Origin of the sequence: Aquimarina latercula DSM 2041 (assembly GCF_000430645.1) — a bacterium.
Taxonomy (GTDB): Bacteria; Bacteroidota; Bacteroidia; order Flavobacteriales; family Flavobacteriaceae; genus Aquimarina; species Aquimarina latercula.
In genome coordinates this window covers 1-12514 of record NZ_AUMK01000020.1, presented here as the reverse complement: position 1 = coordinate 12514, position 12514 = coordinate 1, and the positions used below count along the sequence as shown (strand labels likewise).

General features: G+C 32.7%; 7 protein-coding genes. 6 read left to right on the top strand and 1 reads right to left on the bottom strand.

What is annotated here, in order from left to right:
• Nucleotides 1–23: 23 nt before the first annotated feature.
• Nucleotides 24–1700, bottom strand: coding sequence for a helix-turn-helix domain-containing protein (locus H526_RS0116930; protein ID WP_027394097.1), 1677 nt, complete (start codon nt 1698–1700; stop codon nt 24–26).
• Between the two features lie 403 nt (nt 1701–2103).
• Here H526_RS0116930 and H526_RS0116925 point away from each other — a divergent pair, with 403 nt between their 5' ends.
• From H526_RS0116925 to H526_RS0116900, 6 genes are all read left to right on the top strand, one after another.
• Entirely contained in the window at nt 2104–2673 is a 570-nt protein-coding gene (locus H526_RS0116925; RefSeq protein WP_035085881.1) for an RNA polymerase sigma factor, read from the top strand.
• A 205-nt stretch (nt 2674–2878) separates the two neighbouring features.
• Nucleotides 2879–6427: an RHS repeat domain-containing protein gene (locus tag H526_RS0116920; protein ID WP_155839712.1), complete on the top strand. Its 3549-nt coding sequence runs from the start codon at nt 2879–2881 to the stop codon at nt 6425–6427.
• 13 nt (nt 6428–6440) lie between these two features.
• Nucleotides 6441–10616, top strand: coding sequence for a DUF6443 domain-containing protein (locus tag H526_RS0116915; protein ID WP_162144501.1), 4176 nt, complete (start codon nt 6441–6443; stop codon nt 10614–10616).
• A gap of 9 nt (nt 10617–10625) precedes the next feature.
• The gene (locus H526_RS0116910) at nt 10626–10967 is read left to right on the top strand and encodes a DUF6678 family protein (protein WP_027394093.1); all 342 of its coding nucleotides are present in this window, start codon (nt 10626–10628) and stop codon (nt 10965–10967) included.
• A 537-nt stretch (nt 10968–11504) separates the two neighbouring features.
• Nucleotides 11505–11978, top strand: coding sequence for a hypothetical protein (locus tag H526_RS0116905; protein ID WP_027394092.1), 474 nt, complete (start codon nt 11505–11507; stop codon nt 11976–11978).
• Between the two features lie 179 nt (nt 11979–12157).
• Nucleotides 12158–12514 (top strand): hypothetical protein (locus H526_RS0116900; RefSeq protein WP_027394091.1); only part of this gene is annotated, 357 nt, incomplete at its 3' end.

The following is a 12514-nucleotide window of genomic DNA, read 5'->3' as shown; positions in this document are numbered from 1 at the left end:
ATTATAAGTAAAAAAGACATATCCTAAAGACTTTCTTTTATTTCTATTTCTTTAATAAAATATGAAGGATAGATTCCCGTTTTTTTAAAGAAAGCTTTTGAAAACGATTCTCTGTTGTTAAATCCAATTTCTTTGGCTAAAGCATCAATTGTGTAGTTTCTTAGCTTAACATTATTTTTAAGTTCATTGACTACATAATTTATTCGAAGTTCATTTATATAGTTGCTAAAACTCATTTTTTTATTAGTATTAATCACTTTTGAAAGATATCTAGAATTTGTATTGAATCTTTTTGCTAAAAGAGCAGTTTGAATTTTTGAATTTAAAAACTCTTTATTTGCTTCAAACTGATCTAACTGTATTAAAATATCGTCAATTACCGTTTGAGAAATCCCTATTGAAACAGAATTTGCATTTTTAGTTTTAGTTTTAGTTTTAGTTTTTGAAGAAACATATAAGCTTTCGAACCTTCGCTTATACACCTTCTTTTTATGATGATCTAACACCCATAATAATAATAAAATTATACTTATAATTATAAGTACTATTATCACAGATGAAAAATGGTTCTTATCTTTTTCTAAAGCACTAATAATCTTCTGTTTCTCTTGAATTAATTGAGGAGTATCATATTTCTTAACTACATTTTTAATTAAATATCTATAATTACTATATAGAAGACTATCTACTTCAATTAATCTTTCTATATATTTCAACTGATTATCTTTATCATTTATGTGTTTAAAATGATTTATTAATATTTCATAACTTTCTCGAGTTTCAGGTAGGATTTCCTTAATGTCCTGAAAAATATCATCTACTTTTTTAAATTCATTTATTGATTCTAGATTCTTATTTAATAAGATATTTGTTTTGCCTAGATAAAAATGAGCGATTGCCTCATTAGCTCTATCGTTATCACTAAGAAAATTAATAGATTTGATTAGGCTGTCTTTTGCCGCAATAAAATTTCCTTTCTCATAATTATTAATACCTTCTAAAAACGTAAAATACGTTTTAAACTCATCATTTTTCAAGTCAATCGATTCATTGTACCCAACCTTGTTTATATTATAAGAAGAATCTAACTTTTTATTTCTTCTATATGAATCAGAAAGCGCAAATAATGTAGTCAAATAATCATAAGGAAACTCATTCTTATTTTGAGAATAATAACTCAAACACTCATTAAAGATTAAAAGAGCAGATTCATTTTCTCCTATTCTACTTTTTAAAATTCCTATACTTTTCTTACTATCATATATTAAATAGGTGTTTTGTGATTGTACTGCCTCTTTATTTGCTTGCAAAAAATTATCGAAAGATTCCTTGAATAATCCCTTTTCATAATAAATATTAGCTTTATTTAAATAAGCATAAGTTGGATAATTTTTTGTTTTGTTATTTTTTGTAATTATAATTATACTATCATTATACTCTATATTTGTAGGATCCGTACTTACTAATGACAAAAAAAAGTAACCATCAGCGATTTTAATAGGGTCACCGATTTTCTTTCCTTTATTTAAATATGCAAAAGCATATTTAGAAGAAACTACTGAATCAGATTTATTTTTATAGTATTCCCTTGACAGAAAATCAAAACTTTTATCTTCTAAATTTTCGTTAGCATTTTGAAAAGAAAACATAGTTAAAGAAAATAAAAACGGTATAAAAACAAGAATGTTTTTTTCTTTCATATTATAAAAAAGTATGAATAAAATAATTTTTAATATTATTATTTTATAATGGAGACAATTCATGAAATTCTACTTCATTATTCATGAATATAGACCACCTCTCCTTGCACTAACGTAATTCTCCAACATATATTTGCCTCAATCAAAATTTGATCTTGATATCAAATCAGTTACAAAACTAAAATAAAAAACTAAAGGGATAGTACAGATTTCTATAATTGATTACAACAACAAAACTAATAGCATACTAAAAATAGCTAACCTAAGGGTCTCACCAATTCAGCAGATCTAAATAATTCAAAAAAACATTCTACTGCAACTACAAGTTTGCAGACTATATAAACGGTGTTTACAAACACCGACAAGGTATCTTATGTCTAATTTAAAAGGGAAACACAACAATATGAACACAACAAAAAATCAACAAATCATAGAAGGAATCATTGCTGGAGATAGCACAGTTCTAAAATCATTTTATAAAAAAAACCTACCTCCTGTCAGAAAGCTAATTAGACAATATCAAGGCACTGCAGAAGATGTAGAAGATATATTTCAGGAAGCCTTGGTATTACTTTATCATAAGCTACGTTCTGGAAACATAGAACTACCTATATCTTCTATAGAAACCTACTTTATTGGGATTTGTAAAAATCTGTGGAGAAACAAATTACGCAAACAACGTTGGATAGAACATCAAGAAATTAACGAAAAGAATCTGGTAGATACATCAGATTCAATTTTAACCGGAATTACAAAAGAACATCAACTAGATCTCTTTCATAAACACCTTAATAACCTAAGCAATAGCAGTAAAAATGTATTAAACCTATTTTTTGAAGGGAAAAGCATGAAAGATATTGCTAGTAGTACTGGATATACTGAGGGATACACGCGTAAAAAGAAATGCATAATTAAAGAACGTCTATACAAAATGGTTCAAAACGATCCTGTGTACAAGGAATTGGTGGCTTAATAAAGAATTCAGCATATAAGAGTTGACATTATCCATGTCCTAAAACGTAACAAAATGCAATCACAATAAAAAAAACAACAATTCGAGGTAACATTTCGATTTGTAATGACACTATCCATATAGAAACCTCAAAGTACGAGGATTCGAAAAACACATTTTAAGGAAACAAAAACTAAATAGAATTATAACCATCAAATATCATTGTATGAGAAAAATTGTTTTGATACTACTATGCAGTATCAGTTTGGGGATCTACAGTCAGCAAATCCCTGGGGGAGGGAATCTCAGTGTAGATTATAGTGCAGAAATCACTAGGATTGCCGATGCAGCAAAAGCTCCAGAAGCAGCCACTTTAACCAAGTTCGGGAATACTCCAGTAAGTTTATATACAGGCACTCCTGAAATTAGTATACCATTGTATCAATATCCGGGACAAGAAGTAGGGTTGCCAATACAGTTAAGTTATGACGCACAAGGAGTTAAAGTAGAACAGCAAGCTTCTTGGGTAGGACTCAGTTGGAACCTAACTATTGGAGGTCGTGTATCTAGAATTGTAAATGGGATGCCTGATGATTTTATCAGTTCGGATTATCAATCCATTTTTGACAACTCGGTTAGATCCAAAGTATTAGAATATACTGCGAACAACTTCTCCTTTGATACCAGACAAAAAGCAGAAGATTACTTTTATTTCCTAGAGAGTGTAAATAAAGGATTTAAGGATATCGAGCAAGACTTTTTTAGTGTTAATGCGCCAGGTCTAAATGAAATGGTAGTTATCGATATGCAAACTTTAGAAGCCAGAGGACTAAAAAATCCAAGAACTAAAGTGGAGTATTATAGATCTGGATATATCCGTCATTGGACGATTACTAGTGAAAATGGAACAAAATATTATTTTGAAGAGCAAGAAGAAACGCATACTCAAGGAAACGATGCTTCTGCTACTGGTGGAGTTATTAAAGAATATGTTTCTTCTTGGTTATTGACTAAAATAGAATCACCTACCTTAAAAGATACATATGAGTTTAGTTATACCAGTACTGGATATTGGAATCAGCCATTTTCATCGTCACCTGTAAGTCACGCCTCTAATCCAATGCCTAATAACCCTGGTGGAAATACCTTTAGTAATCCTGGCGGATCTACTTTTCAACCAATTACCAAACTAAATCAATCTTTTTTAAGTCAAATACAACATAATGGGAAATTAATTGTATCCACGGTACTTAAAAACAGATACGATATGAATCTTAATGTTCCTAGTGGCTTAGATGAATTACATATCTATTCCCCACAAAGCACTTCGCCTTTAGCAAGTGTATTAAAAAAGATCAAATTCGGACATTCGTACTTTGGGATTTCTTCTACAGCAAATCCAGCTAATAGTAATTCGGATGATATTCGCTTAAAATTGGATACAGTAGAGATTACCGATGCAAACAACAATACTTATCAACAATATGCTTTAGCTTATGACAATGCGCCTGGAGTACCTTCTAGAAAATCACTTTCTCAGGATTATATGGGATATTATAATGGTAAGAATAATTCAGTACTATATCCTCAATATGTACGAAATGGAGACACCTATACTGGAGCAAATCGATTACCTGATTTCACAAAAGCCAAAAGAGGAATGTTAACTAAGATCACCTATCCAACAGGTGGTTATACTACTTTTACTTATGAACAGCATAGAGCTTCTGATGGATCATCCACAGGGATTGTAACCAGAGAAGTTGTATATGGTGGTGCTAGTTTAACAGGAGGGCTTGACCCTTCTAATAATAATGTTTGTGGTAATTATTGTGAGGATAAATTTGGAAGTGCTCCTAAAATTAATAGTACTTTGTTTACAATTACAGAACCTTATTATTATGAATTAGATTATACAACAAGTGGTTTAGGAAATAGGGAGGTTTTTATTTTTAGAGCACAAGGAAATCTTGACTTAGGAGATGATCGAGATGACAATCCTATTATTGATCCAGATTATGAATTTACTCCAATTCCGTACAATCAAATTATTAATCAAACTACAGGAAACTCGAGTGTTAATCTTTTATGGAGTAATTATGGTACCGCAGATAGAAGACAGATTCTTTTAGAGGCAGGTACATATCAAATTACACTTGTGAATTCTAGACCGGGAACGTCTAATGTGCGTGTTTTTAGAGAAGAACAAATTGATGAATCACAATCAGGGAGTGAATTTTTAAAAGCAGGATTACGTATCCAAAAGATAACTGATTATGATAGTAATGGTACAAAAGCATCTGCTAAAAAATATGTGTATGCTCCCGGTAAAGTAATTTTTAATCCAACCCTAGTATATACAACTGCCAAAGTAATCACTACAGAACCTGATAAACCAACGGCTTATACACTGCACCGATTGGCTGGAGCGTCTAGTAATCAACCACACGTAGTATATCCCAAAATTACGGTGTATGATGAAAGCAAGCAAAACACTAGTGCCGATAATGGATATACTATTTATGAATTCAATACAGGATCCGATGGTATAGTAACAGATGCTATTCGACCTTTTACTAATAGTTTTATTCCAAGATATAAAGTAGGAAAAGAACAACGTAATTTAGTGTTTACCGCTGCAAATGACACCATAGCATCTACACAAAATAGTTATGATAACCCTCTATATTTTTCTACAGCAGGAATTTCTCTTACACATAACGAGAATAATAGTATCAAATACATTCAAATCTATTATGATGCTTCGATTAATAAATATCGATATCGTCATTTAGAACCTGAATGGTTTGCAGGATTCATAGGTAGTGCTGGTGTTGGAGGCGTTGTTCAGGCAGGCAATAGAGCGTATACTCCACAACGTCCCGCAGGATGTGATGCTCCAGGAGCTACTTGTATTACACGTTTTGATCTGTCTACACTAGCATTAAAACGAAATCTAATGCAAGCGACTGCAGGAAATACTATCGAGGTAAAATCCACTCAGTATTTTGGTGATACACAAACTACTGTGGTAAATACGATGAGTTACGATTCTTCGGTGGATTATTTAATGCGTAATAGTATTACAACAGGAATTGATGGAGCTCAAGAAAAAAGTACGTTTTACTACCCAAAGGATTTTACAGATTCAGGAAGTCAGTTATTAGTAACAAATAATCGCCTTACAGAGGTGATACAGTCAGAAAGTAGTACGATTAAGGAAAATGGTACTACTAGTAAACTGGCAACCCGAAAAACCTTCTACAAAGATTGGGGAGATGGTATTGCATTACCAGAAAAAGTTCAGTTCGCTAAAGGAGATACAACCTTAGAAGATCGTTTGTATTATAAAAAATATGATACCAATGGAAATCCTTTAGAAGTAGAACAGCCAGACGGTAGTTCGATGATTTATGTTTGGGGGTATCATGATAAATATCCAATAGCAAAAATAGCAAATGCAACCTATACAGGAATGCCAGCAGATGTTATTAGTAGTATCAATCAAATACGAACGACATCTAATTCAGAGAATAGTACAGCTGCAGAATCTACTATGCGATCACAGCTAAATACGTTGCAATCACATTCATTTTTTGTGAATTCTCAAATGAGTTATTATACCTATGATCCATTGATAGGAGTTACAAGTATGACAGATCAAAAAGGGTATACAATGTATTACGAGTATGATCAATTTAACAGGTTAGAAAAAGTAAAAGATCAAGATGGAAATATTCTATCGGAAAACGAGTACAATTATAAAAATAACTAATACAGTCATAGAGATGAAAAAAATATTTTTAGCGATTGCTGTATTGGTAAGTACAGTAATTAGTGCACAGACACAAACAGAAAATTATATAAAATCTACCACCTACCAAACCGAAGTACAAGATGGGCAACAATCTCAGGTGCTAGAAAGTGATAAAATTGTATCGGTCAATTATTTCGATGGATTAGGAAGACCTAAACAATCCGTAGCGGTAAGAGCCGGCGGACAGCAACAAAATACTAATATCCTGGACTGGACAGATGATTGGACTGCGGGAGGAGGACACACATCGTTATTTAATATGAACGGTCAATCTTCTGATAACGAAAGAATTTTCGATACCAATCCCTTTGGAGAACAATCCTTATTATGGAAATGTGGTAATGATGCTGCCAGTGACGCAGATGGTGGTTGGAACACAGACTATATATCAGTGGATAAAAATGTAGGATATCGTTATGCTGTTTGGGTAAAACGAACAGGTTCACAGAATGGAAGTACCTATCATGGTACACAGAACGTAAATAATCTTAGCGGCACAGCTAACGGCAATCCTTATTTTGTTGTTGGAGACACACCAAATCTTAACCAATGGTATTTATTGGTAGGAATAGTGCATCCACATACTTATACAGGAAGCAATAGTGGAATTAGTGGGATGTATGATATAAACGGTAATAAAGTTAAAAACGGTACTGATTATAAATGGAGGAACAACACGACAACTGCTCGATTTAGAAACTATCTTTATTACAGTACAGATACTAATACCAAACAGTATTTCTGGAATCCAGTATTGACAAAAATAGATGGAAACGGAACGCCTATTAATCAGTTGATTCAGCAATCTAAACCAAAAGATATCATTACACATTTTGAGTATGATAACTATGGTAGACAAGCGAAGGAATATTTACCTTATGCTTCTGAAGAGACTCAAAATGGAACAATCTATACCAATCCATTGGCAGAACTCAATGCGTTTTACAATACTTCAAAATATCAGAATACACCCAATCCGTATTCGGAAACTATTTTTGAGTCATCTCCATTAAGCAGGCCTTTAAAACAAGCTGCTCCAGGATTAGACTGGCAGGCAACAGAAGAAGGAGATGATCATACTATTAAACTCGATAGAGCCTTAAACAGCGATGCCGATGATGTTGTGTATTTTAGAGTAAAATTTACAAATGGGAATACAGCAGTACCTACCTTAGAAAAAGTAGGTGATTATCCAGCACAAGAACTCTTGGTAAACATCACCAAAGATGAAAACTGGAAGAGCAGTGATGGTAATGATCATACTACAAAAGAATTTACAGATAAGCTAGGGCGTATGATTCTTAAAAGAACATACAATAATAACACTGCCCACGACACCTATTATGTCTATGATGATTTTGGAAATCTTACCTACGTATTATCCCCAAAAGTTACAGTTACCAATGGAGTATCATCAACCGAACTTTCTGAACTCTGTTATCAATACAAATACGATTACAGAAATCGATTGGTAGAAAAGAAAATACCAGGAAAAGGTTGGGAATACATAGTGTACAACAAACTGGATCAACCAGTAATGACCCAGGATGCTAATCAACGTTCTAAAAATCCAAAAGAATGGTTGTTTACCAAATACGATGCTCTTGGGAGAGTAGCGTATACAGGATCATTAAAAAATAATGAATCCAGAGCTTCTTTGCAAACATCTGCGGATACTAATGCTGTTTATTCACAGTTTGAGACTAAAGAAACTAGTAGTCGAACCTTAGCAGGAACAGCAATCTATTATACTAATAATGCGATCCCAAGATATTTTGATACGATTCTAACCATCAATTACTATGATGATTATACTTTCGATAGAGATGGAATGAATAAACCATCTACTTCGTATGGAATAACTACTACCAACGATACCAAAGGATTACCAACGGGATCAAAAGTTCGTGTATTAGGAACCAATAACTGGATCACCACAGTAAACGCCTATGATAGTAAAGGACAGAATATATGGACAGGTAGTAGAAATAGATATTTAAATACTATTGATAAGGTAGAAAGCAAATTAGATTTTACAGGAAAACCATTAGCGACACGAACTACACATAACAAAGATAGTAATGCCGCTATCGTAACTACTGATACCTATACGTATGATCATATGGGTAGACTGCTAACTCAAAAACAACAAATAGGTAGTTACCCACAAGAACTGATTGTACAGAATAATTACGATGATTTAGGACAGTTAGAAAGTAAAAAGGTCGGAAACGCAGAACAAGCTCCGCTACAAACTGTGGATTACACATACAATGTACGTGGATGGTTAACTGGTATCAATGATGTAGATACTATAGGTGATGATCTTTTTAGTTTTAAGATTAATTACAATACCGTTCAAGGATTTTATGATGTACCAGAACTTTATAATGGTAATATCTCTCAAACGATCTGGAAAACAGCCAATGATAACACTAAAAGATCGTATTCTTATCAGTATGATGATTTAAATAGAATCACTCGAGCAAATAGCTTACGAGGCTCAACCTTGATGACTGGAGATTCTTTTAGTATGTGGGGTATTGCATATGATAAAAATGGAAATATAGGACGAATCTCAAGAAACGGCAGACCGAATGGATCCACAACAAGAATAGATGAACTCTACTATACTTATAGTAACAATAAGTTAGAAAAGGTTAGAGAAGCCGTAACCTCGGTTCATAAAAACGAAGGATTCATAGATGGTACCAATACCAATAATGATTACGTATATGATGTAAACGGTAATATGACCATCGATCGTAATAAGGGAATTACTGGTATCACCTACAATCATTTAAACCTACCAACTACGGTAGCAATAAATGATCAAACACGATCTAATACAGGAAATATTAGTTATATTTACACCGCAACTGGAACAAAACTAAAAAAGATTGTTTCTGGTGGAAGTTCTTTAACAACAGAGTACGCTGGCAACTACATCTATGAAAATGGCAAATTACAATTCTTTAATACTTCTGAAGGATATGTAGAACCATGGTATAAAGGTATTGGTGAATACCAAACGATTATAGGTTATAATTATGTATACCAACTTAAAGATCATTTAGGAAATATTAGAATCTCGTATTCTGATAAAGATAAGGATGGTAAAATAGACGTTCTTAGAAATAATGCAGATGTAGATGGTGATGGAGATTATGCTCAGGAGATTATGCAGGAGAAAAACTATTATCCCTTTGGACTACAACATAAAGGGTATAACAACACCATTACTGGAAGGAAACACAACTATGGGTTTGGTGGGAAAGAAGAACAAGACGAACTAGGTCTTGGTTGGGTAGATATTACTGCACGTAACTATGATCCTGCAATTGGTAGGTGGATGAATCTTGATCCGCTAGCAGAAAAAATGCGCAGGCATTCTCCTTACAATTATGCGTTTAACAATCCTATATTTTTTATGGATCCTGATGGGATGATGCCTTGTCCTACAGGAGATTGTCCTGATTCGGGAAGTGGTAACCCTAATGACCATAGACCCATACCTATCGGTGATGGCACAGGAAACCACGGTAGTGCACCACCAGAATATGCATTGTATAATCCTAGCTCTGGTAGAGAGCCTATGCGAGGGTTTATTAATCCTGCCCCCGAAGGTGCATATTCAGACAACCCAGGTGCTGCATTAGTTACTGATATTACATTTATAGGTTTATCTTTAATTGGTTTAGATGCTCTTGATGAAGCTATAGTTTCTCAAGTGGATCCCGAAGCTTCTACAGGAGATAAAGTACAAGCAGCATTAAATGTTATACCTGCATTAGTTAGAGGTGGTAAAGGAAAAGGGACAACAAGAAGAGTTCAAAATGCAGGAGATAAAACATTTAAAACAGAAAGGGCAGCGAGAAGAGAAGCTTTTAGAAAAAATAATGTCCCTACTTCTCAAGCAAATAATTTTAAAAGAGAAAATGTACACGGAAAAAATAAAAATCTTTTAGGTCCGAATGGAGAACCATCTCAAGTTATAAAAACGAAAGATGTGAATGGAAATCCAGTTAATATAGATCACCACAGTAATGGTCATCGATTTAAAGATAATAATACTTTTGAACAACCTCATTATCATGGTAAAAATGGAGAAGGTCATTTTTCTTATCCCCAAAAAAAGAAGCAATAATATTAAAGCATGTTAGATAAAATAAGTTATATAATTAATCAGAAAAAATGTCCAATTAGGTTTAATTGGTTTTATGATCCAAGTTTTGAAGTATCCGAATGGGGCAGTTATTTGAATTTCCCTGTAGATGGTTATTTTGAGCCTGAACATATTGGTCCTATAAAAATAAATCAATGGAAATGGTTAGAAATTGATCCTGTTGAATTAATAATTATTGGAAGGCTAGTTTCTCCTAAGAATATTGATCATTCCTTGGAAATAATTAATTATTTAAATGAAAATGATATAGTCTTCTCAGAAAACGAAAGATACATAAGAATAGAAAACACCTCGTTTATTGCTGAGATTTAATACTGTTATGCGATAGTTTTTAACTTCGTAGGGGTAAGAGTAAGAATATAAATATTGATAAATCCACAGCAGCAATGTTGTGGATTTTTTTATGTACAAATATTAAGAAGAAATAAGGTTCGTAAGATTATCTTTTAGTTTTTTCTTAGAGATCGCCATATCAATCATTTTAAGCAATGCATTACGCTCTTCATCTTCAAGGGTATCAATTACTTTAATCTTTTCTAATAAAGGTAAATTAACCGCTTCTTCCGCATCATCACTTTTAAAAAACCCCCGCTCCCGCTAGTCTGCGACTAGTGGTGTCAAAGATTGGCAGGCAAGAATACTAAATAAATACTAAGAACCAGTTACATTGATGTAGCTGGTTCAACAAACAATTATATTAAAAGTTAGCCAAAACTTTCTAACCAACCCAAAACATCCTACTAATTTTGCGATATAAGTTATAAAATCATTTTAATAAGTAAAACTTCTTTTCTCCTTTTGATTAATATCAAAGGAGAAGATATTGGCCTATGCTTTAATTAAAACAAAATGAAACAAGAACAACAATTATTATATAAAATCATGCGTAATTTTGAAGGCATGCAAAGAATAGAAGTCTTTGATTTATTGCATAGGATAGAAATTTTATTGTACTATGCCAAAAGTCCTTTAAAATTAGACCATTTAAAAAGAATCATTACTTCTGATATGGATCAGGAAAGTGCGGTGGATCCTTTTGGGTTTACCATCCTGCCTAATGGGAACTTTTGTGAGTTGGAAGGTTCTAATGATTGGATTCATATTTATAAAGAAGTAAAACAAGGCTTCAGTAAGTGTAATCCTTTTACAACCTACTATTTCAAAACAAAATATGCCCCTTTAGAGCTTTTAAAATTAACAAAGAAAAACCTATTAGAAAACGTTCATAATACACCTCACGAAATAGAGATAGCGACTTTTTTATCAGTTCATACTATTTCAAAAAAGGATTCACAAGGAGATTTGCTGCTATTGGGATTATAAGAAGCAAATTAATACTAAACAAAACAACTTAAAAAAAGCACTATGAATACATAAATACAATTAAAAAAGGGAAAATAACCAATATCAGTTCTGATATAAAATGATCACCCAATTAAATTAAGTTATTTTGGTTTCCCCTGTCTTGTCCTGAAATAGGTTTACACAAAAAGTGTGAAAATATGGAAAGATATTCAAAAACATCAACAACAAAATGGCAAAATAGGTATAGTGAAGAGTTTAAAGATTTCGTTTGCAACGAATTTTTAACAGGAACTTTAAAGCGAAAAACAATTAAAGATAAATATAATCTGGGTCACGGAACATTAACAAGCTGGTTAAAAGACAAAGGATATGATTATACAAACCCAAGTATAGTATCTTTACCAGTAATGGCAAATCAATCAAATAAAACTTCAGACAACAAAAACGAATCTGTATCTCAATTAAAGAGGGAACTACAAGAAGCTCGATTATTGGCCGAAACTTACAGAAAAATGATTGAGGTTGCAGAACAAGAATTTAAAATAAGAATTGTA

Excerpts from the sequence above, each read along its gene's own strand:
- H526_RS0116930 (WP_027394097.1), bottom strand. The coding sequence starts at position 1,700 with ATGAAAGAAAAAAACATTCTTGTTTTTATACCGTTTTTATTTTCTTTA.
- H526_RS0116905 (WP_027394092.1), top strand. The coding sequence starts at position 11,505 with ATGAAACAAGAACAACAATTATTATATAAAATCATGCGTAATTTTGAA.
- H526_RS0116910 (WP_027394093.1), top strand. The coding sequence starts at position 10,626 with ATGTTAGATAAAATAAGTTATATAATTAATCAGAAAAAATGTCCAATT.
- H526_RS0116920 (WP_155839712.1), top strand. The coding sequence starts at position 2,879 with ATGAGAAAAATTGTTTTGATACTACTATGCAGTATCAGTTTGGGGATC.
- H526_RS0116915 (WP_162144501.1), top strand. The coding sequence starts at position 6,441 with ATGAAAAAAATATTTTTAGCGATTGCTGTATTGGTAAGTACAGTAATT.
- H526_RS0116925 (WP_035085881.1), top strand. The coding sequence starts at position 2,104 with ATGAACACAACAAAAAATCAACAAATCATAGAAGGAATCATTGCTGGA.